The following is a 22,802-nucleotide window of genomic DNA, read 5'->3' as shown; positions in this document are numbered from 1 at the left end:
CCCGGTGCCCCGCTCTCGCGGAGCACCAATTCGTTGCCAAACGCAGGCTTTAAACCGCGTCTTACTCTTGATCCAACTCGATGTTGATACCGAGAGAACGGATCTCCTTCAGCAATACGTTGAAGGACTCTGGCATTCCTGGCTGCATCTGATGGTTACCGTCAACGATGTTCTTGTACATCTGAGTACGACCGTTAACGTCATCCGATTTCACTGTGAGCATTTCCTGCAGAGTATACGCAGCACCGTATGCCTCCAGGGCCCACACTTCCATCTCACCGAAACGCTGACCACCGAACTGAGCTTTACCGCCCAGAGGCTGCTGAGTAACCAAGCTGTACGAACCGGTAGAACGGGCGTGCATCTTGTCATCAACCAAGTGGTTCAGTTTGAGCATGTACATGTAACCTACGGTCACAGGACGCTCGAACTGGTTACCGGTACGACCATCAAACAGATTCAGCTGACCAGAAGTCGGCAGACCTGCAAGCTCAAGCATCTGCTTGATCTCTTTCTCTTTGGCACCGTCGAAGGCTGGGGTTGCCGTTGGCAGACCATCCTTCAGGTGTTTGGCCAGACGCAGAACTTCATCATCGGTAAATGAATCGATATCCACGCGCTGCTTCACTTCATCGCCCAGTTCATAGACCTGTTTGATGTAGCCACGCAGTTCGGCCAGCTCACGCTGTTCTTCCAGCATGGCATTGATGCGATTACCAATACCTTTAGCCGCAGCACCCAAGTGAACTTCCAGTACCTGACCTATGTTCATCCGCGAAGGTACACCCAGAGGGTTTAGTACGATGTCGACAGGGTTACCCTGCTCGTCGTATGGCATATCTTCGATAGGACAGATCTTGGAGATCACACCCTTGTTACCGTGACGACCCGCCATCTTGTCACCAGGCTGGATGGTACGCTTAACTGCCAGGTAAACCTTAACGATCTTCAGTACGCCTGGAGCCAGATCATCACCTTGGGTGATCTTGCGACGCTTGATTTCGAACTTCTTGTCAAAGTCGGCTTTCAGCTCTTCGTGCTGTTCAGCCAGCTGTTCCAATTCGGTTTGCTTGGCTTCATCGTCGATAACCTGAACCAATACGTCTTTGCGTGGCAGTTCAGCCAGTTTGGCTTCACTGAAACCAGCGCTCAGCAGCAAGTTACGGGCACGGCTCAGAACACCTTCTTCAAGGATCTTGAACTCTTCTGTCAAGTCCTTACGGGCTTGAGCAATGTGCATCTCTTCGATTTCGATGGCGCGCTTGTCTTTTTCAACACCATCACGGGTGAAGACTTGCACGTCGATAACGGTACCCTTCACTGAGTTAGGTACACGCAGAGAGCTGTCTTTAACGTCAGACGCTTTCTCACCGAAAATAGCCCGCAGCAGTTTCTCTTCCGGAGTCAGCTGAGTTTCACCCTTAGGCGTTACCTTACCAACCAGAATGTCACCGCCTTTAACTTCGGCGCCGATGTAAACGATACCGGATTCATCCAGCTTGCTCAGTGCAGACTCACCTACGTTAGGGATATCGGCAGTGATCTCTTCGCTACCCAGCTTGGTGTCACGAGCGATACAGGACAGTTCCTGAATGTGGATAGTCGTGAAACGGTCTTCCTGCGCTACGCGCTCGGAAATAAGGATGGAATCCTCAAAGTTGTAACCGTTCCATGGCATGAACGCCACGCGCATGTTCTGACCCAGAGCCAGGTCGCCCAAGTCGGTTGACGGACCATCGGCCAGCACGTCACCACGCACCACAGGCTCACCTACGCTACAGCATGGACGCTGGTTGATGCAGGTGTTCTGGTTGGAGCGGGTGTACTTGGTCAGGTTGTAGATATCGATACCGGCTTCGCCTGGGCGCAGCTCATCTTCGTTAACCTTAACCACGATGCGGCTGGCATCAACATAGTCGATCACACCGCCACGCTTGGCAGCCACAACCACGCCTGAGTCAACAGCCAGTGTACGTTCAATACCTGTACCCACCAGAGGCTTCTCTGACTTGAGTGTTGGTACTGCCTGACGTTGCATGTTTGCACCCATCAATGCACGGTTAGCGTCGTCGTGCTCAAGGAATGGGATCAAAGATGCCGCCACAGAGATGATCTGCTGTGGAGATACGTCCATATACTGGATATCGGAAGCGCGCATAAAGGTGGATTCACCCTTGTGGCGACAGGCAACCTGCTCTTCCACAATGCGACCTTCGTTGTCGAGCTCGATGTTGGCCTGTGCAATCACATAGCGGCCTTCTTCGATGGCTGACAGATATTCCACTTCATCAGTAACCACACTGTCGATCACCTTGCGGTAAGGTGTTTCCAGGAAGCCGTATGAGTTGGTACGGGCAAAGGTAGACAGTGAGTTGATCAGACCAATGTTTGGACCTTCAGGGGTCTCAATTGGACACAGACGACCATAGTGAGTTGGGTGCACGTCTCGAACTTCGAAGCCGGCACGCTCACGGGTCAGACCGCCAGGACCAAGAGCCGAAATACGGCGCTTGTGAGTCACTTCTGACAGCGGGTTGTTCTGATCCATAAACTGCGACAGCTGAGAAGAACCGAAGAACTCTTTCACTGCTGCAGAGATTGGCTTGGCGTTGATCAGATCCTGAGGCATCAGCTCGTTCAGATCGCCCAGAGACAGACGTTCACGTACTGCGCGCTCAACACGTACCAGACCGACACGGAACTGGTTCTCGGCCATTTCGCCAACGCTACGGATACGACGGTTACCCAGGTGGTCGATATCATCGACTTCATCAAAACCGTTACGGATTTCGATGATCTTCTTCATTACGGCAACTATGTCTTCTTTGGTCAGTACACCGGTACCTTCGTTCTCGTCGATTTCAAGACGACGGTTGAACTTCATCCGGCCCACTTTAGACAGATCATAGCGCTCTTCGCTGAAGAACAGATTCTGGAACAGAGCTTCGGCGGCATCCTTGGTTGGTGGCTCGCCAGGACGCATCATGCGATAGATTTCAACCAGCGCTTCCAAACGGTTGGTGGTTGAGTCAATACGCAGGGTGTCAGAGATGTAAGCACCGTGATCCAGTTCGTTGACGTACAGGGTGCTGACCTCTTTGATACCGGCCAGTGACAGATTGGCCAGGTCTTCCAGGCTGATCTCGTTGTTGGCGGTAACCAGTACTTCACCTGTGTCAGGATCGATATAGTCCTGAGCCGCCACTTTACCAACAATATACTCAACCGGTACTTCCAGTTCAGTGGTGTTGGTTTTTTCCAGTTGGCGGATATGACGGGCAGTGATACGACGGCCCTTCTCTACCAGCACAGTGCCTTCAGAGTCCTTGATGTCATAGCTGGCAGTTTCACCACGCAGACGCTCAGGAACCAGTGTCATGACCAGAGAATCTTTCTTGATCTTGAAGTCAATACGCTCGAAGAAGATGTCGAGGATATCCTGAGTAGAATATTCCAGGGCACGCAGAATGATGCTGGCAGGCAGCTTACGGCGACGGTCAATACGTACAAACAACGCATCTTTAGGGTCGAACTCGAAGTCGAGCCATGAACCGCGGTAAGGAATAATACGCGCGTTATACAGCACTTTACCTGAGGAGTGTGTCTTACCACGGTCGTGGTCGAAGAACACACCTGGGCTACGGTGCAACTGAGATACGATAACACGCTCAGTACCATTGATGACAAAGGTACCGTTTTCAGTCATCAGAGGGATATCCCCCATGTAGACTTCTTGTTCTTTTATATCTTTTACAGTGCCGGCGGCAGCTTCACGATCATACAGCACCATGCGCAGCTTAACGCGCAGTGGAGCGGAGTATGTCACACCGCGGATTTGACACTCTTTCACATCAAAAACAGGCTCGCCCAGCTTATAGCTGACGTACTGCAGTTCTGAATTACCAGAAAAGCTCTTGATGGGAAAAACGCTACGGAAGGCGGCCTCTAGGCCACGCTCACCGGTAGGATCTTGATCGGTGAACTTCTTAAAAGAGTCTAACTGAATAGACAACAAGTAAGGGATGTCCAATACCTGTGGACGCTTACCGAAGTCTTTGCGAATACGCTTCTTTTCAGAATAGGAGTAAACCATGGGTTTCCTCTGCTTGCGAGATGTGACCAAGACTGAATCAACACAGTTAATCCAGCACGTTTGCCCATCACCGTTGATGGCAAGAACCTAACCAATAATCACTGCTAGGGACTGCAAAATCTGGCGACAAACGGTGAAAAAAATCGCCAACGCTTACAGCGCAAAAAAGGCCGACGGTCAAAAAACCGCCAGCCTCCACCCAATTGGCTTGGGTGATTGTAAGTCAGTATGACTTACTTGATCTCTACTTGAGCACCAGCTTCTTCAAGATCTTTCTTCAGAGCTTCAGCTTCTTCTTTAGAGACGCCTTCTTTAACAGCTACTGGAGCAGATTCAGCCATAGCTTTGGCTTCTTTCAGACCCAGACCTGTGGCACCACGTACAGCCTTGATCACAGCAACTTTGTTGTCACCGTGAGAAGTCATAACTACGTCGAACTCGGTTTTCTCTTCAGCAGCAGCAGCTTCACCAGCGCCGCCAGCAACTACTGCAGCAGCAGCAGATACGCCGAACTTCTCTTCCATAGCTTCGATCAGTTCAACAACTTCCATTACAGACATAGCTGCAAAGGCTTCAAGGATTTGGTCTTTAGTGATAGACATAACAAATGTTTCCTATTGTTCTGAATTCAATTCTGTTAAGCAGCCAGCTTGAGATTAAGCGGCTTCTTGTTTTTGATCGCGCAGAGCGGCCAGAGTACGAACGAACTTGCCAGCAGATGCTTCTTTCATAGTCATCATCAGCTGTGCCAGTGCTTCTTCGTAAGTTGGCAGTTTTGCCAAACGATCAATGTCAGCTGCAGGGATGAATTCCCCTTCAAAAGCTGCACCTTTAACTTCGAAAGCGGCTTGCTCTTTAGCAAAGTCTTTTAACAGACGAGCTGCAGCACCTGGGTGCTCGTTAGAGAAAGCAATCAAAGTTGGGCCAGAGAACACCTCTGTCAGACACTCAAAAGCAGTGCCTTCTACTGCGCGGCGAGCCAGAGTGTTACGTACTACACGTACATACACACCGTTTGCGCGAGCAGTCTTACGCAGAACTGTCATAGCACCTACAGTTACACCGCGTGAATCGGCGACAACTGCAGAAAGCGCACCTTTGGCAGCTTCGTTGACTTCAGCAACAATCGCTTTTTTGTCTTCGAGTCTTAATGCCATTGGCTTTACTCCTGGATTCTACCTGGGGGTTCCCCCAGTGTTTACCATACTGAATACAAACGTACTCAGTTACTTACGGTGCAGATAATCCAGCAGAAATAAATCTATCTGGGGCCTGACACCGTCTACGCAGGAAATTAAGTATTCCAGACGGTCAACACCTGCGGTCTTGGACGGAAACCCATCAGAGTGAAAACACCCGTCATAGGTTCCAACCCACAAAAGTGCGCGCATTATAGGCTAACACGCGCATTTTGTAAAATTAGCTAGCAGCGTCCAGAGTGTTCTGGTCGACAGCTACACCTGCACCCATAGTGGTGGAGATGCTTACCTTCTTCACATACTGACCTTTGGCTGCAGCAGGCTTAGCCTTTCTCAGTGCAGACAGCAGTGCTTCCAGGTTTTCTTTCAGTTGAACAGTTTCGAAGTCCACTTTACCGATAGTAGTGTGGATGATGCCGTTCTTGTCGTTACGGTAACGAACCTGACCTGCCTTGGCGTTCTTAACAGCTTCGGCAACGTTAGGAGTTACAGTACCGGTTTTAGGGTTAGGCATCAGGCCGCGTGGGCCCAGGATTTGACCCAGCATACCAACAACGCGCATAGCATCAGGAGATGCGATAACTACGTCGAAGTTCATTTCGCCGGCTTTCACCTGCTCAGCCAGATCTTCCATACCTACCAGTTCAGCACCAGCTTCTTTCGCAGCTTCGGCATTGGCACCTTGAGTGAATACAGCAACACGTACTTCACGACCGGTACCGTGTGGCAGCACAGTGGCACCACGAACGTTTTGGTCTGATTTACGAGGATCAACACCCAGGTTAACGGCAACGTCTACGCTCTCAACGAACTTGGCAGTAGCCAGTTCTTTCAGCAGAGCTACAGCTTCGTTGATGTCGTATGCTTTGGTTACGTCCACTTTCTCGCGGATGGTGCGCATGCGCTTAGTCAGCTTTGCCATTATATTAGTCCTCTACTACCAAACCCATGGAACGCGCAGTACCTTCGATTGAGCGAATCATCGCTTCAATGTCAGCACCAGTCATATCGGTTGCCTTGGTTTCAGCAATTTCCTGAACCTGGCTACGCTTGATAGTACCCACTTTCTCAGTGTTAGGACGGGCAGAACCTGACTTCAGGCCAGCGGCTTTCTTCAGCAAGAAGGCTGCAGGTGGAGTCTTGGTTTCGAAAGTGAATGAGCGATCATTGTAAACAGTGATCACTACTGGAATTGGCATACCTTTTTCGAACTTTTCAGTACGAGCGTTGAATGCTTTACAGAATTCCATGATGTTCACACCTTTCTGACCCAGAGCTGGACCAACTGGTGGAGACGGGTTTGCAGCACCGGCTGCTACTTGCAGCTTGATGTAAGCTTCAATTTTCTTTGCCATCTGACATTTCCTCAGTTTGGGTTCAAACGCTCAGGCAACATGCCTTGAGCTCCCCGAAAACAACGGGTGCGGATTATATAGAAATCCGCACCCGTTGCCAAACGGATTTTGTATTTTATTTAATCAGGATTTTTCAACCTGATTAAAGTCCAACTCAACCGGAGTTGAGCGGCCGAAGATCATCACAGACACCTTAACGCGGTTCTTGTCATAATCCACTTCCTCAACAGTACCGTTGAAGTCGGCAAATGGACCATCGGTAACCCGAACCACTTCGCCGGGTTCGAACATAACGCGATGAGTCGGAGAATCAGTCGTCTCCTGCAAGCGACGCAGGATAGCCTCGGCTTCCTTATCAGAAATAGGTGCTGGGCGATCAGATGTGCCACCAATAAAGCCCATCACTCGAGGAATACTCTTCACCAAGTGCCAGCTTTGATCGTTCATTTCCATCTGTACCAGCACATAACCGGGGAAAAACTTACGCTCACTCTTGCGGCGTTGGCCGGCACGCATTTCCACGACTTCTTCGGTAGGAACCAGTACTTCGCCGAAGAACTCTTCCATACCATGCATCTTGATGTGTTCAAGCAAAGACTTACATACACGGCCTTCATAACCGGAAAAAGCCTGAACCACATACCATCTTTTCTTAGCTTCTTTAGCTTCAGTCATTCTAGTGCCTATACGCCAGTAATAAAGTTGACAATGCGCAGCAATACCGCATCCAATCCCCAAAGGATCAAGGCCAGGATACCTGTCGCAGCCAGTACGATAAAGGTGGTATTCAACGCCTCTTGGCGAGTAGGCCATACAACTTTGCGCACTTCGATTTGTGACTCACGGGCAAAGGCCAAGGCTTGCTTACCCTTAATCGTTTGCAGGGCTATAAAACCTGCAATAGCAAATACGACAACCACACCCGCTGCGCGGATTGGCAGAGTGAAGATTTCACTGTCGTTGTACATCTGGTTGCCAACAATCGCTGCAGCCACCAGTAGTATAGCTACTACCCACTTTACGATATCCAGAGAGTTGCCCTGGTTTTCAGTATTTGTTGTCATCGGTTAATTCCGTTACTCATTACGACCTGAGCCTAGGGACAGCTGAGTAAGTTTAAGGCTTAATTCAGCGCCAGCCCGCTTTCGAACTCGCCCCTGACGAGAATTCTCCGGCTCAGGGCACAAAAATCGGCCATAGATTGTATTCTTAATCAACTTTGTTATCAAGGATACACAGGGCGAAACCAAGAGAAAGGCGGACTCTTTGTGTCAGTTAACCAAAAAGCACAGTTAAGCGCCTTGATGCCAAGAACCAAATCCAAGACCAATACTTTTCCCAAAAAGGCTCGAAAATCAATTCGTCCGCTCGGAAACAATAACCTACCGAGTTTTCTATCTGTTTGAGAGTGTGACATCAAGCATGCGCCTGGTTTCCTGTTTGCCTCAATAACCCACCTTTAAATGGACCACTTTAAGAGCCGGTTTGAGTGTCCAGCGGACACCTGAATAGCCAAATCGGTCACTTTTTAAGAAAAGAGGACACTAGTGCGGACACTTACTGCAAGGTGGGCGCAAGAATAACAAATATAAACAATGTGTTATTGCTTTGGCATGTTTTCTGCTTTATCTAGCTGAGTAGCGAAACAGCCGTCGACTGGCGTTGTGGAACTCGCCGGCCGCGGCTCTTTGTCACTATCTTGCTGATGGGCCATCGCCGATGAGCCATCACCCCCTCCTTGGGGACCCTCTTCCCGACCGCAGGAAGCGCCCGCTGTAATGGCCCGGCCATTGGCGCTCCTGCTCCTTTTTCTTTTTTAAGGTCACTCACCCCGGCATAACTGCGGACTTGGCAATCAAACTCAGTTTGGCGCGCTTACTCAGCTTTTTTACCGCCATCTCCCGCCGCAGGGCATCACCGTGGCCACTAATCTCTTCACGATAAACGAGTTGCAAAGGCCCGCGACCACGCAGATATTTGGCGGCTTTGGGGCCGCCACTCTGATGCTCCTGCAGGCGCCGGGTCACATCCTTGGTGATCCCTGTGTACAGCTCGCCCCCGGCGCAGCGCAGGATATACAGCTGCCAGTTATCACCACTCATTCCAGTCCCAACAGGCCGAGGAAGAAGGCATATTCCAGCGCGGTATCTTCAAATTGCCGGAAACGTCCGCTCTTGCCGCCATGGCCGGCCTCCATATCCGTCTGTAACAGCAGCAGATTGTCGTCCGTCTTATAATCCCTGAGTTTGGCCACCCACTTGGCTGGCTCAAAATACTGCACCTGAGAATCGTGCAGCCCTGTGGTCACCAACAGATGCGGGTAGGCCTGATGGCGAATGTTGTCATAAGGCGAGTAGCTCAGCATGTAGTCAAAGTAGGGCTTGTCATTGGGGTTGCCCCACTCATCATATTCATTGGTCGTCAGTGGAATCGACTCATCGAGCATGGTGGTGACTATATCCACAAAGGGCACATGGGCGGCCACCGCCAGGTAAAGATCCGGAGCCTGATTGACCACGGCACCCATCAATAAACCACCGGCACTGCCTCCGGCGGCAACCACTTTGCCGGGTGCGGCATAACCCAGGTCCAAAAGTGCTCGGGTAGTGTCCTCAAAGTCATTGAAACTGTTTCGTTTATTAAACAGCCTGCCATCATCGTACCAAGGCCTGCCGAGCATCTCTCCACCCCGGACATGGGCAATGGCATAAACCACGCCGCGATCCAGCAGGCTGAGAACAGAGGCATCGAAATCCGGCTCTATGATATGACCGTAAGCACCATAACCGTATTGATACAGTGGGTTACTACCGTCTTTACGGAACTTGTCCTTGCGATACACCAAAGTCACGGGCACCTGGGCACCATCACGTGCCGGGATCAACAAGCGCTCGGCCTGATAGTTGCCGGGCTCGAAATCCCCCAATACCTTTTCCTGTTTGAGCAGTTTACGCTCACCCGGCTTATCCAGTTGATAACTGTAAATACTCTCGGGGGTAGTCGGGCTCGAGTAATATAACCTCAGTTCGCGACTGTGCTGGCTGGGATTGATATCCAGACCAACCACATAGGCCGGGTCATCAAAGGCCAATTCATAGCCGCGGCTGAGATCTGTATGGGGATAGACCTTGATATGGCTCAGCCCCTGGCTGCGGCTCTGTACTATCAGATAATCGTCCAGCAATAACAGATCTTCGAGGCGCACCTCGGGATCATGGGCCAGCACCTGCTGCCACTTGCGCTTATCGCCGGCATCGGCAGCCGTGGTTTTCATCAGCCTGAAATTGGTCGCCTGCCAGTTGCTGAGGATGAAGAATTCATCTCCACGCTTGGCGATGCTGTATTCGTGGCCCTCTTCCCGTGGCAGAAACGCCCGGAACTCGCCGAGCGGGGCGTTGGCATCGAGCAGGGAAACTTCACTGGTCGTGGTGCTCTCGTGGTGCAATACAATCAGGGATTCATCCAGACTCTTGCCGAGGGAGATATAGAAGGTATCGTCCTGCTCTTCATAAACCAGCAAATCCTCGCTCTGGGGGCTTCCCAGCTTGTGCCGGAAAACCTGGTATCCCAGCAGGGTCTGTGGGTCTTTGGCGATATAGAACACATAACGGTTGTCATTGCTCCAGACCACCCGTCCATCAACGCCCGTCAGCTTGTCGGCAAGCAGTTCCCCGGTGGCAAGATCTTTAAAATAGACGCTGTAAATACGGCGGCTGAGGGTATCCTCGGCGAAGGCCAGTATCTGCTCATCCGGACTGACAGACACTCCGCCCAGGGCGTAAAACTCCTGTCCCTCGGCACGCAGGTTAACATCAAGCAGCAACTGCTCTTCACCATTGAGCTCACGGCTTCTGGCGATCACCGGATACTCCAGCCCGGCCTCGAAACGGCGGTAATACCAATGGTTATGCCAGCGATATGGCACACTGCTCTCATCCTGCTCCAGCCTGGAGATCAGCTCTTTAAACAGTTTCTGTTTCAGTGGCTCCCAAGGCTTAAGACGTGCGGCGGTATAGGCGTTTTCCCGTTCCAGATAGTCGATAACGTCCGGGGCCTTGCGCTCATCGTCACGCAGCCAATAATAGTCGTCTGTCCTGGTCACACCGTGAAGGCTCATGGTGTGGGGACGTTTTTCGGCAACCGGTGCCACCAGCTTATTTTCTGAATTCATTCCACTGCATCCGCACAGCCACAAGGCTGTGCCTAAAACCAACATCAGGGATCCTGCTCGACTCATCACTCTTCCTTAAAGCGTTAATATCTGCGGCCTACTCCCTCGACTACAGGCCGCCTGCATATAGTGACGCCGACCGGCGCCAACGGCAAGCCCTGTCACCTAAGCCTTGATATCAAAGTTGCCGGCAGAAAATGTGACCCTGTCCGCTTGTCATTTGTATATTACAAGCGCATGCTGTTACCGCCTGTTATATACAAATGACGGGTAAATTCTCAGGGCGGGGTGAAATTCCCCACCGGCGGTAAATCGTGTCAGCGACATGAAAGCCCGCGAGCGCCCGCCAGATTTTGGCGGGGTCAGCAGATCTGGTGTCATCACATCCTAGCGTGACTAATCCAGAGCCGACGGTGTTGCCATTTAGATGGCTCAGTCCGGATGAAAGAGAATCAGATTGCCGCCAGGCGATCCGCTTAGTGATATGTCTCTGCCAATGGCAGAGACACCGCTATTCCTTTCTTTGCCCTGATTCTGGAAAACCCAAGCCGTAATTTAAGGATTTTTACCATGAATCAGTCATTATTAGCGCCTTTTGGCACCCCAATTAAAAGAGTCGAAACCGCCCTCGAAGCATTGCGTCAAGGCCGCGGTGTTTTGGTGGTCGACGATGAAGACAGAGAAAACGAAGGCGATCTAATCTTTGCCGCCGAGAGCTTGACCAACGCCCAGATGGCGATGCTGATCCGCGAATGCAGCGGCATTGTCTGTCTCTGCCTTACCGACGAGAAAATCAAGGCCCTGCAGTTGCCGCCCATGGTGGAAAACAACTCCAGCCAATTCGGCACCGCCTTTACCGTAAGCATTGAGGCCAAAGTCGGAGTCACGACCGGGGTTTCCGCTGCCGACCGGGTGACCACTATCAAGACCGCCATTGCCGACAACGCCAAACCGGAAGACCTGGCCCGCCCTGGGCACGTCTATCCGCTGCGGGCTCAACCCGGTGGTGTGATGACCCGCCGCGGTCACACCGAGGGCACTGTGGACTTGATGCAACTGGCTGGCCTAAAACCCGCCGGAGTGCTGTGCGAAGTAACCAACCCGGATGGCACCATGGCCAGACTGCCACAAATCATTGCTTTTGGCGCCCAACACAACCTGCCGGTTCTCTCCATCGAGGATATTGTCAGTTATCGCGAATCTCTGCTGGCCAACGCAGGCTAATAAACCAGCACTCCCTAACTATTTGATCAAAAGCGGCTACATAGCCGCTTTTGTTTTAAACAAACCGGCAAACTAGGTTACAACAAGGCTTACATTAACCCTCCTCTTTTTAAGGTTTATTTTCGTGACCTAGATTAGAAATCCTTGAATAACGGGTCGCCCCCTGATAGGCAATGTGTTACTTATCGAGAGTTATTGCCTGTATCCCAATAGCTTACAGGCAGGTCTTTATCAGTTAGGATTTCGAGGAGAGCCATAGGTGTTAAGCCAACTGAGCCTAAAGCGCAAATTACTCTTGTTTGCCTTAGTGCCTGTTTTGGTTCTCAGCCTACTGGGTTGTGTACGTTTATTTGAACTGCTGCATAACTATCGTTTGGCCAACCAAAGTTATCATGCCGTCGAGGTAGGACGTCGTCTGGCCGATCTCATCTATGAATTGCAGCAGGAACGGGGTCTCAGCGCCGCTTATATCGCCTGCGATGGTAAGTGCTTTGCCGATAGTCTCCAGATGCAGCAGCAGCGAGTATCGGCACAGATAACCGCCCTGCAAAACTCTCCCCACTTATTGCAACTTACTGAACAACTGTCTTCTGCAGCCCAGCACCTACTACAAACCAAGCTGGAAGCTCTGCGGCTCGGCAAGCAGGCGCTGGAAAATAACCGGCGCGAACTCTTAAGTCGCAATGAAAGCGACGCACTGAATTTCTATTCCGACTTCAACTACGAACTCCTGTTGGGTATTGCCAATCTGCAATCCCTGTCGAGCAATGTGCAACAGGCCAGAGCCTATGCCGATCTGGCTGCACTGTTGCGGATTCAGGAGTTGGCGGTGCGTGAGCGCGGCCTAATCAACGGCATGCTGCTGAAACGTCAGTTTGATACCGACAGTTATGAACAGCTGTTGGCATTAATAACAGAGCAAGATCAGAGCATAGATCTGTTCCGCGCCAGTGCCATAGCGGAACACAAACAACGCCTGGAAGCTATGCTGCAGGACAATAAGAGCCAGGCATTGAATAACGTCAGGGAACAACTGCGCCAACAAGATGCCATAACGCGTCAGGCGCACAAGTTCAGCTCCCAGCTGGGTTATGGCGGCCTATTGCATGAATTTAAAAACTTTCTTCTTCGGGGAGAAAGCAGATACCAACAAGACTTCTATATCAAACTTGAGTCCCTGGAACAGATCCTCAATAAACTAAGCTCAAACTGGGTGCTCTCTAGTACACAACAACAGGCGATTGCCCAAATCAGGGACAAACTCAACGAATATCGCCACAAGATGCAGCTGATAGCATCCATGCAAAGCCGGGGGGCCAAGGTGAAAGAGATAGACTCCCTGGTACAGATTTCCGACGAGCAAATGCTCAATGCTCTGAAGGCCCTGACCCAACCCAAGCCCCCTGTGACTCCCGAAGTCTGGTGGCAGTTGGCCAGTGAAAGGATCCGCCAAATGGATGCCATAGCCGACAGTGTTTCCGATGATATTCTCAATCTTTCCAACGCTCAGCGCGCCCAGTCGCTGCGCCTTATCGCCCTCTATCTCCTTTCAGCCGCCATCACTATCGGCCTGCTATTGCTCCTGGGCAGGGCCCTGAGTCACAACCTACTCAGGCGCATCTACGCCATAGCCGACAACATGCGCTTGATGAGTAAAGATCCCAACCTGGATCTGGATATCAAGGTCGAGGGCAAGGATGAATTGGCCGATATGGCCAAGGCACTGGGTCAAATGCTTAATGAAAGGCAAAAATCCTATCAACAGTTGAAACAGGCCGCGGCGGTATTCGACTACTCAGGCGAAGGGATTGTCATCACGGATGCCAATAACCGTATTGAATTGGTCAACCCGGCATTCAGCCGTATTACCGGTTACAGCCTGGAAGAGGTCAAGGGCAAGAATCCTTCAATACTCAACTCCTGTCGCCACGATGATGCCTTCTTCAGGGAGATGTGGGACAGCCTGCTGACCAATAACAAATGGGAAGGTGAGATCTGGAATAAGCGCAAAGACGGTGAAATTTATCCTGAGTATCTGGCTATCACCTTGGTGCGAGACGATAACAATAACATACTCAAACACATAGGTTTGTTTGTCGATATCAGCCATCGGAAAAAGTATGAACAAGACATCTGGTATCAGGCCCATTTCGATATTCTGACCAAGCTGCCCAATCGTAAGATGTTCAACGAGCGACTACACCACGAGCTGTTACAGGCCCGTATCCATGGTCACAAGCTGGCGATTCTATTGATCGATCTCGACAGATTCAAATATATCAATGATGTACTGGGCCACAAACGCGGTGATCTACTGTTACAACAGGTGGCAAGAAGATTGGAATCACTCCCGGATGAACAAAAATTTGTCGCCCGCCTAGGGGGCGATGAATTTGCCGTGATCCTGCCGCACTATAAGAATGATGCCGCCCTGACAGCCGTAGCCGACAGAGTAAAAGCCCTATTCAGCAATAGCTTCGATATCGATGGTCAGGACACCTTGATCTCGGTCAGCTTTGGTATAGGTGTCTATCCCGAGGACGGCGATGATATAGATGCCCTGACCCGCAACACAGAAACCGCCATGTACAGCGCCAAAGACAACGGCCGCGACAACTACCAGTATTTCACTCCCAGCATGAACGCCAGCATGCTGGAGCGCTTGCAGTTGGAGCAACGTCTCAGAAGCGCCGTGTTACATCAAGCGTTTTGCTTGCATTATCAGCCCATAGTCTCAATGGAAACCGGCCAAATCACTTCTGTCGAAGCTTTGATACGTTGGAATGACCCCGAATATGGCTGGGTTTCGCCGGAGAAATTCATTCCTATCGCAGAGAACAGCGGCCTGATAGAACCTATAGGCGAATGGGTACTGGAACAAGCACTGAAAGACCTAAGCCAATGGCATGCCAAGGGAATTGAGCTGGATATGGCAATCAATGTCTCCAGCCGCCAATGTATCAATGTCAGTGGGGTACGCTTCGACTCCTTGCTGACTGACGCCATCAAACGTCACGCCATAGCGCCGGAGAGACTGCATATAGAGATCACCGAATCCATGTTGCTGGATGACAGTCCCCATTGTCTGGAAGTGCTCAACAGCATTCGCCAACTCGGGGTGACGATTCATATGGATGATTTTGGAACCGGCTTCTCCTCGTTGAGCTATCTGCGCAAGTTCCCTATCTCTGTGATCAAAATCGACAAGAGTTTTGTCGATAATGCCTTGGTGAATGAGGCAGATGCCAGCCTGGTGCGGGCAATAGTCATGATGGGCAAGAGCCTGGACTTGCAACTGGTGGCAGAGGGCATAGAGACCCGCGCGCAATGGATCTTGCTCAAGTCCATGGGCTGTGATTTTGGCCAGGGCTATCTACTTTCAAGACCACTGCCGGCCAAGAGCCTGACGCCAATCCTAGCTCAGGGTGAAACTTTCATCCGTCAACTTCTGGCATAAAAAAGCAGCCTTGAGGCTGCTCTTGTCATCGCTGGATAGCCTTAAGCCATCTGTGCATTCATTACTGTCTCGCCACCTTCGCTCGCCAATTGCATCAGATCCTTGTCCACCAGGAACAGCGCCTTGCCATCCTCGCCCACCAGACGGATCTTATCGACTATCGACTTGAACAGCTTCTCTTCTTCGTGCTGCTCGGCCACATACCATTGCAGGAAATTGAAGGTGGAATAGTCTTGAGTCGTGAAGGCGGTATGAGCCAATGCATTGATCTTGCTGGTGATCAGCTGTTCGTGCTCGTAAGTGTACTCGAACAGGGACAGCAGGGATTCAAAGTCGGCTTTGGGCGCTTCAATGGCTCCCAGCAGAGGCATGCCACCGGTTTCACTGACATAGGTGAACAGGCGACGCATATGCTGCATCTCTTCATCAGCATGATCCCGCAGGAACTTGGCCGCGCCTTCAAAGCCCTTGTCTTCACACCAAGCGCTCATCTGCAGATACAGGTTGGAGGAAAAAAACTCCATATTGATCTGCTCGTTCAACTTATCAATCATGGCTTGTGCCAACATATCCTTGCCTCTCATTTCGGGTATCTGTTTCATGGGCGCTATTGTTATCAAGGGACACAACAAATGCAAGAATCTTTACCTAACGCAATGATTTATAATGAAAACACTTTTCATTTAACTTGAATTATCATTTGCTATTTGCCGCAATCCGCTGACTGTAAAAGGAAAAGTCTACGCCCAGTGCACGAAAACTGGCATGCAGATCATAGTCATCCACTTTCAGCGTGGCATAATAGCCAACCAGGTTCAGTAATAGCTCAAATAAGGTTGCTCTATGTCCAAGCCGCAAGACGTCTGTGCCCATCCAGGGCTGATGCACCCGGATCTCGCTCTGCCCCTGCTACTCGAGCAGGTCACCCCGTTGGAAGATACCGAAACCGTGCAACTGTCGGATTCTCTGGGACGGGTACTGGCAGAAGACTTGGCCAGCAGCATAGACTTGCCCCCGTTCGATAACTCGGCGATGGACGGCTACGCCTATCGTTATGCCGACCTGCCCGAGAAGGCCAGCCTGAAATTACTGGGTAGCTCCTTTGCCGGCCACCCTTTTGAAGGCCAGTATCAACCCGGCGGCTGTGTTCGCATCATGACTGGCGCTCCAGTGCCTGCTGGCTTTGATACAGTGCAGATGCAGGAAAAAACCGAGGCCAATGGCGAGCAGATCACCATAGAACCTTGCAAGCAGGCCGGAGACAATGTGCGTGGCCGCGGCGAAGAGCTGCTGGCCGGCACCAAGGTCCTCAGGGCTGGCACTCTGATAGGTGCCGCCGAAATGGGGGTGATGGCCACCATAGGGATCAGCAGCCTTAGAGTGATCCGCAAGGTTAAAATCGCTTTCTTCTCCACAGGTGATGAATTGCGCCCAGTGGGTTCAGAGTTGGCGCCCGGGCAGATCTACGACTCCAACCGCTACTCGATTCAGGGCCTGCTCAGCCGCGCCGGTGTCGAGTGGCAGGATCTTGGGGTGATTGCGGATGATCCTGAGGCTATCCGTCAGGCGTTTCGCAACGCCTCAGCCAGCGCCGATATGGTGATCACCTCAGGTGGTGTCTCGGTCGGTGAGGCCGACTTCACCAAGCAGATCCTCGATGAGGAAGGCAAAATAAGCTTCTGGAAACTGGCGATCAAGCCGGGCAAACCCTTTGCCCTCGGCCACATAGGCAAGGCAGTGTTCTGCGGTCTGCCGGGCAACCCGGTTTCATCCATGGTGACTTTCTACAAGCTGGTGTGGCCTTTACTGCATAAACTGCAGGGGCTGCCACAACCAACCCCGCTACTACTGGATGCTAAATTGACCGCCCCTATACGTAAACAGCCAGGACGGGTGGAATACCAGCGCGGTATTCTGAGCCGCAACCAGGATGGAGAACTGGAAGTGGCGGTCACCGGCTCACAGGGTTCAGGCATGCTGACCTCCATGAGCCTGGCTAACTGTTTTATTATTCTGGAGCAGATGCAGGGCGACACACCTGCTGGTACCAGAGTCACGGTTGAACCCTTTAACAGCGTGCTGTGCTGAGGCCGATATGAGCGACGAGATACTCACAGATGCCGAGATGTTGCGCTACAGCCGGCAGATCTCCATCAAGGCAATGGACATTGAAGGGCAGGAGAAGCTCAAACAGGCGAAGGTGCTAATGATAGGTGCCGGTGGCCTAGGCTGCGCTGCCGGTCAGTATCTGACTGTAGCCGGGGTCGGCAAGTTGACCCTGGTGGACTTCGATACTGTCGAACTGTCCAATCTGCAGCGCCAGGTACTGCACCAGGATGGCAATATAGGCCAGCCCAAGGTGGAATCGGCCAAAGAGAGCCTGAGTGCGCTCAATCCCCATGTGCAGATAAATGCCATCAATGGGGTGTTGGATGATCCCGAATTGGATCAACTGGTTGTCGAGCACCATCTGGTGCTGGACTGCACCGACAATGTTGCGGTGCGCGAACAGCTCAATCGCAGCTGTTTTCGGCATAAGGTGCCCTTAGTGTCTGCCGCTGCCATCCGTATGGAAGGGGTGATCTCCGTCTTCGGCTATCAGCAACAAATGCCTTGTTATCACTGTTTCAGCAGCCTGTTCGGCGAGCAGCAGCTCAGCTGTGTCGAGTCGGGCATTTTAGCGCCGGTAGTTGGTATGATGGGCTGCCTGCAAGCAGTAGAAGCCATCAAGGTGATCAGTGGTATTGGCAAACCACTCTATGGTCGTTTGCTGATGTTCGATGCCATGACCATGGAGTTTCGCGAGATGAAGCTGCCGCAGATCTCCAACTGTCCCGTCTGCGGTTGAACAGATATAACAAGAGGCTGCCTGGGCAGCCTCTTTAATTTTCAGTATTTTTACTTGGCGTTAAGCCAGTCAGACTCAGGCAATACCCTGTCGACAATCCGGATCTCGGCAATATCACCGCGGAACAGATCGGCCACCTCACCGTCCCAACTGGAGGCCCCCACCATCCATTCACCGCCGGGAATACTCACCAGCCCATGCTGCTCGGCTTCGGCGGTACGCATTACCCTGGAGTTATCCACATACATGGTGGCGTATTGGCCGTCATTGACTATAGCCACGTGATACCAATAATCCCTGTCCACTTCCCATGACCAATTGCTGGGCCCCACGCCATTGCTGGAGGTGGAGATCCACTGAAACTCCTTGAGACTGGAAGCAGTCAACGCCAGCGAAGGATCGCCGCCGCCACAATCCAGCTTATGGTGTTCACACACCTGGCTCTGGCTGGGTTTATGAGCAAAGACTGCGCCCCAGGCATTTTCCGATGCCTGCCATTCTGGTGCCAGGCGCACTATCATCTCTATGGTGTACTGCGGCAGAACACCCGCCTGACCATCGGCAGAAACCAGCGTCGGTGCCTGGCTGGAGAGATAATAGCCGCCCTGGGTATTGCCGCCCTTGAAACGAGCCGCCCCAGTGGCGTGGCCAAAGCCAGGAGCTTCATCGAGCAGTTCAAACAATTGCTCCTGAGTGCCACTGCTGCTCCCCTTGGCCTTGAGGCTCAAGGTATTGCCGCGCCCGGATAGATCCATAAACTGCACCTTGGTCGGATCTGTGCTGGTTAACTTGTGCTCAGCATCGAATATCCAGTAAGCGAGTGTTCCTTCAAGCTTACCCGGGCCTTCGGTTTCCACTTCCTGATTCAGCTTGGCAAAACGTTTTTCAAAGTCCAGCGGCTGTTCAAACTCCCAGCGTTGCAGCACATCCTGCGGCTGCCTCTCTGCATCCGGAATGGCGGCTACCCAAGGTGAGAATGAACGGAACTGCAACCGCTTGTTGGCTTCATCGAAACTCACCAGTTGCAGCATACCGTTGCCACCCCAGAATCCCGATTGATAGTCCACCAAGATCATGACCACATCGCGGCCATAGCGGTTCTTGGCCACCATCTTGGCCTCACCATGGTGATGGCCGTTAAAGGTGAGGAAGATCTGGTCATTGTCTTTGATCAACTTGTCCCACAGCATGGCGCCATTGTCGGTAAATATGGCGCTATTGCCATCATCGGCCACATTTAATAACTGATGGGTAGTGAGTATGGTTGGTGTTTCCGGGTGAGCATCCAATACCGACTGTGCCCAGGCGATACTGGCCGCCGAGGTACGCCAATCGAGCGCCAGCAACAGATACTCGCGCTCACCGCCCTTGAAGAGGTGATAACTGTTGAAGCCGGTGGCATCCGCCCCCTGGAAACTGGCAAAGTTATTTTGCTGCAAAGACGCCGGGAAATGCTTGAGGAAAGGCTCTGCCGCCAGGCTTCTGTCGCTGTCGAGGTTGCTGTTGATATCAACCCCGGACTGACGGTAAGCCAGCACATCATGGTTACCCGCCAATATGCTGTATGGGGTGGCTGGATTGGCCTCCAAAATGCTCATGGCCGCGCGGGCATTGAGCCATTCCTGCTCTGAGTCAGGCAGGTCAACCACATCCCCCAGATGCGCCGTAAAAACGATATTTTGTTGCTTATAGTTATCGGCAATCCACTGAGTTTGAGCATTGTAGCGCTCGGGATTATAGCGGGAGTACTTCTGGGTATCGGGCATGACCACCAGAGTATAACTCTCGGCTGCGGCTTGAGTGCCACTGTCGCTGTCTGAGTTACACCCGGTCAGGCCAAGCACGGCGCCCAGAACCAGTGCTCCAATTGAGTAACGCATTAAATCTCTCCAGTTAAGGCTAGTAAGAAAGTCTGAATTTAAACAAGGACAGATGAAGCAAAATAAATACTTTTATTTCAAAATCATTAAGTTACAAAATAACGCCAAAACAAACATATTGGCAACATAAGTCACTATTGCAGCAAGTGCTTGATGGTTGGAAAATGTCGTACAGAGTTTTGGGTGATAGCGGCTTGTTGAGCCTGATATTTTTCTATATCGTGTGGCGCTTTCATTTTGCCTGAAATCTACAACTAGGAAATTTCCCGCTATGGACAATAGCCTGCGACGCAACTATGGCACCGACAAGGGCCAGATCAGTGCCGGTAAATATAACCTGGTCGTTGGTCTGACCCTGATCTGGGGTTTTGTGATCAACTACCTGATGGTGTTGAATATCGATCCCGAAATCATCGCCACGATTCCAATCTGGTTGTTCTTTATCGGCTACTTCGTCTGCTGTATGGCAGGCGTCTATCTGTTTGAAACGTCAAAGATGCCTGCCGTCAGCTTTCTCGGCTACAACCTGGTCGTTGTTCCCTTCGGCCTGATAATTAACCTGGTGGTCAGCAGCTATGACCCAACTCTGGTGTTGGAGGCACTGCGGATAACGACTATCGTGACTCTGGCAATGATGATATTGGGCACCCTATTTCCCGCCTTTTTTGCCCGCATAGCCGGCGCCCTGGCCATAGCCCTGCTGTTGGTGATCATTGTCGAACTGGTGGAACTATTTATCTTCAAGAGCCATCACGGCATTACCGACTGGATAGTGGTATTGATCTTCTGCGGCTACATTGGCTATGACTGGGGCCGAGCCAACGCCAAGGAAAAGACGGTCGACAACGCCATCGACAGCGCCGCCGCGCTTTATATGGATATCATCAACCTGTTCCTGCGGATCCTGAGCATTCTGGGAAGAAGAAATTAACCCATGCGTTTACTCTTGCTGTTGCTGCTGTCTATGGCTTTTTTGCTCTCTGAACGGTGATAGAATTCCCGGACGCAAGCCAAGTGTAAAGCTCCAGAACCAGGATAGGTTTTACATCTAAGCGCTATCTTGTTCGGTTCGTGATGAACCAAAGCTCGATAGCGCGAATAACGATCTGCTTTCAATTTTGAAGCTAAGGAAGGTGTCGGCAATGAAGAAACGTTATGGCTTTATCCTGCTGCTACTGCTGATCTTTGCCGGTGCCCTGATCCCGGAAACCCCACAGGTGCCGGTTCACCAAGCCAGCGCCAAAGACTGGCATAAAGACAGTTTCTGGTATTATCCCTGGGGCACCTCAGGGGTACACAAGGGCATAGACATCTTCGCCGCCCGCGGCACTCAAGTGCAGGCCCCGACGCCCATGCTGCGCCTCTATCAAGGGGAGTGGCGTCTCGGCGGCAAGGTGGTGCTGGCCTTGGGGCCAGGCTGGAAGTTGCATTATTTCGCCCATCTGGACAGCTTGGAGCCGAACGGTCTATATCTACCTCAGGGCAGCAAACTGGGCACAGTCGGCGACTCGGGCAATGCCAAAGGCAAGCCGCCCCATCTGCACTACAGCATAGTCAGCCTGATGCCCATGCCTTGGTTGATGGATGACGCGCCCCAGGGATACAAGAAGGCGTTTTATCTCAATCCTGTGACCTATCTGGCTCCCCGCTGAGTGCCTGCTGCCTGAGCCATTCGAGAAACACCCTGACTCTGTGGCTCTGCTCGCGGCCGGGAGCCGGCAGCAGCCGATAACTGAGTCCAGGCAACACCTTGCCCGGCAAGCAAGGTTTCAACCAACCCCGCTCCACCAAAGAGGCCACCAGCACAGAACTGGCAAGCGCCAGGCCTTCACCGGCCAGAGCGGCCTGCACCAGGTGATCCTCCTGGGTAAACTCCAGCAATCTGGCACCCTTGAACTCGTGATAGGTCTGTTGCCATTGCAGCCAATCGAGCCCGTCGAGAGCCGGATTCTGCCAACGGGTCTGCAACAGCGTCACCTGAGGTTGCTTGCTCTTGAGATAACCGGGACTGGCGTAAATGCCGAAGGTCTCGCTAAATAACACCTCTTCGCCTTCTGCCGCTTTGCCGTAGCGTATGCAGAGATCTGTCTCACCCAGAGGGTCGCTAGGCTGCAGCCCCTCATTGCTGCTGACCGACACCCGAATATCGGGGAAACGCTGCTGAAAGTCCGGCAAGCGCTGCGCCAGCCATAGGGCGGCAAAGCCATGGGTAGTGGAAACTCTCAGCTGGTTTGGTGTCACGCCCAAACGTTCAATCCCCTGGGCTATGCCGAGCAAGGCCTGGCGACAGGATTCTGCCAACTCGGCTCCGGCCGGTGTCAGTGATACCGCCCGGGTCTGGCGGATAAACAAGCGGGTGTCCAGCTGAGTCTCGAGATTTCTTATCTGATGGGAAACGGCAGTCGGAGTCAGGCTCAACTCCTCCGCAGCCAGCTTGAAGCTCAGATGCCTGGCGGCGGCTTCGAACACTCTCAAGTTATTCAGTGTGGGTAAATGGGCAAACATTGCGATCAAATAAGTGAATTTTACTCATCTATAAGTGAGAAATGACCCTTTGTCAACTCGAGCGGTATTC

18 protein-coding genes and 1 riboswitch are annotated in these 22,802 nt (G+C 51.9%); of the genes, 6 read left to right on the top strand and 12 right to left on the bottom strand.

What is annotated here, in order from left to right:
• Positions 1-61: 61 nt before the first annotated feature.
• The 9 genes from rpoB to SIL79_RS08035 form a co-directional block, all read right to left on the bottom strand.
• Positions 62-4,093, bottom strand: coding sequence for a DNA-directed RNA polymerase subunit beta (gene rpoB, locus SIL79_RS08075; RefSeq protein WP_162206933.1), 4,032 nt, complete (start codon positions 4,091-4,093; stop codon positions 62-64).
• A gap of 233 nt (positions 4,094-4,326) precedes the next feature.
• A complete protein-coding gene (gene rplL / locus SIL79_RS08070; RefSeq protein ID WP_039034634.1) occupies positions 4,327-4,695 on the bottom strand; it encodes a 50S ribosomal protein L7/L12 in 369 nt (122 codons plus the stop codon).
• 54 nt (positions 4,696-4,749) lie between these two features.
• Entirely contained in the window at positions 4,750-5,250 is a 501-nt protein-coding gene (rplJ, locus tag SIL79_RS08065; protein WP_039034633.1) for a 50S ribosomal protein L10, read from the bottom strand.
• A 262-nt stretch (positions 5,251-5,512) separates the two neighbouring features.
• On the bottom strand, positions 5,513-6,214 hold the full coding sequence (rplA, locus tag SIL79_RS08060; protein WP_039034632.1) for a 50S ribosomal protein L1: 702 nt from the start codon (positions 6,212-6,214) through the stop codon (positions 5,513-5,515).
• 4 nt (positions 6,215-6,218) lie between these two features.
• Positions 6,219-6,647 (bottom strand): 50S ribosomal protein L11, encoded by a 429-nt coding sequence (gene rplK / locus SIL79_RS08055; RefSeq protein WP_039034631.1) that lies wholly within the window; start codon positions 6,645-6,647, stop codon positions 6,219-6,221.
• Positions 6,648-6,770: 123 nt separating this feature from the next.
• The gene (nusG, locus tag SIL79_RS08050) at positions 6,771-7,322 is read right to left on the bottom strand and encodes a transcription termination/antitermination protein NusG (RefSeq protein ID WP_025012047.1); all 552 of its coding nucleotides are present in this window, start codon (positions 7,320-7,322) and stop codon (positions 6,771-6,773) included.
• An 8-nt stretch (positions 7,323-7,330) separates the two neighbouring features.
• Entirely contained in the window at positions 7,331-7,711 is a 381-nt protein-coding gene (gene secE / locus SIL79_RS08045) for a preprotein translocase subunit SecE (protein WP_039034630.1), read from the bottom strand.
• Between the two features lie 762 nt (positions 7,712-8,473).
• Positions 8,474-8,749, bottom strand: a complete 276-nt coding sequence (locus SIL79_RS08040) for a GIY-YIG nuclease family protein (protein WP_144362047.1) — start codon at positions 8,747-8,749, stop codon at positions 8,474-8,476.
• Complete coding sequence (locus SIL79_RS08035; protein WP_071476343.1) at positions 8,746-10,884, bottom strand: S9 family peptidase; 2,139 nt, start codon at positions 10,882-10,884, stop codon at positions 8,746-8,748. Before SIL79_RS08035 ends, SIL79_RS08040 begins: the two co-directional genes overlap by 4 nt.
• Positions 10,885-11,088: 204 nt before the next feature.
• Positions 11,089-11,275, top strand: a riboswitch (FMN riboswitch).
• Between the two features lie 113 nt (positions 11,276-11,388).
• Here SIL79_RS08035 and ribB point away from each other — a divergent pair.
• Both ribB and SIL79_RS08025 read left to right on the top strand, forming a co-directional pair.
• Positions 11,389-12,042 (top strand): 3,4-dihydroxy-2-butanone-4-phosphate synthase, encoded by a 654-nt coding sequence (gene ribB, locus SIL79_RS08030; RefSeq protein WP_039034627.1) that lies wholly within the window; start codon positions 11,389-11,391, stop codon positions 12,040-12,042.
• A gap of 259 nt (positions 12,043-12,301) precedes the next feature.
• Complete coding sequence (locus SIL79_RS08025) at positions 12,302-15,499, top strand: EAL domain-containing protein (protein WP_233962831.1); 3,198 nt, start codon at positions 12,302-12,304, stop codon at positions 15,497-15,499.
• Positions 15,500-15,540: 41 nt separating this feature from the next.
• Here the strand turns inward: SIL79_RS08025 and ftnA are convergent, their stop codons facing one another.
• The gene (ftnA, locus tag SIL79_RS08020) at positions 15,541-16,068 is read right to left on the bottom strand and encodes a non-heme ferritin (protein WP_039034651.1); all 528 of its coding nucleotides are present in this window, start codon (positions 16,066-16,068) and stop codon (positions 15,541-15,543) included.
• A 274-nt stretch (positions 16,069-16,342) separates the two neighbouring features.
• Here ftnA and moeA point away from each other — a divergent pair, with 274 nt between their 5' ends.
• Together moeA and moeB are read left to right on the top strand one after the other, a co-directional pair.
• A complete protein-coding gene (gene moeA / locus SIL79_RS08015) occupies positions 16,343-17,587 on the top strand; it encodes a molybdopterin molybdotransferase MoeA (protein ID WP_039034625.1) in 1,245 nt (414 codons plus the stop codon).
• Between the two features lie 7 nt (positions 17,588-17,594).
• Positions 17,595-18,347, top strand: a complete 753-nt coding sequence (moeB, locus tag SIL79_RS08010) for a molybdopterin-synthase adenylyltransferase MoeB (RefSeq protein WP_215773729.1) — start codon at positions 17,595-17,597, stop codon at positions 18,345-18,347.
• 50 nt (positions 18,348-18,397) lie between these two features.
• On the opposite strand, the gene SIL79_RS08005 is transcribed toward moeB, so the two are convergent.
• Positions 18,398-20,227, bottom strand: coding sequence for a LamG-like jellyroll fold domain-containing protein (locus SIL79_RS08005; protein ID WP_319619117.1), 1,830 nt, complete (start codon positions 20,225-20,227; stop codon positions 18,398-18,400).
• A 271-nt stretch (positions 20,228-20,498) separates the two neighbouring features.
• Between SIL79_RS08005 and SIL79_RS08000 the strand changes: the two genes are divergently transcribed.
• A complete protein-coding gene (locus tag SIL79_RS08000) occupies positions 20,499-21,158 on the top strand; it encodes a Bax inhibitor-1 family protein (RefSeq protein WP_162206937.1) in 660 nt (219 codons plus the stop codon).
• A gap of 211 nt (positions 21,159-21,369) precedes the next feature.
• Positions 21,370-21,879, top strand: coding sequence for a M23 family metallopeptidase (locus tag SIL79_RS07995; RefSeq protein ID WP_233962827.1), 510 nt, complete (start codon positions 21,370-21,372; stop codon positions 21,877-21,879).
• Here SIL79_RS07995 and SIL79_RS07990 read toward each other — a convergent pair.
• Entirely contained in the window at positions 21,848-22,732 is an 885-nt protein-coding gene (locus tag SIL79_RS07990) for a LysR substrate-binding domain-containing protein (protein WP_144362042.1), read from the bottom strand. The genes SIL79_RS07995 and SIL79_RS07990 overlap by 32 nt on opposite strands.
• Positions 22,733-22,802 lie beyond the last annotated feature (70 nt).

The sequence above is a fragment of the Shewanella indica genome (genome assembly GCF_033842865.1).
GTDB lineage: Bacteria > Pseudomonadota > Gammaproteobacteria > Enterobacterales > Shewanellaceae > Shewanella > Shewanella indica.
This window is presented reverse-complemented; position numbering and strand designations above follow the sequence as displayed.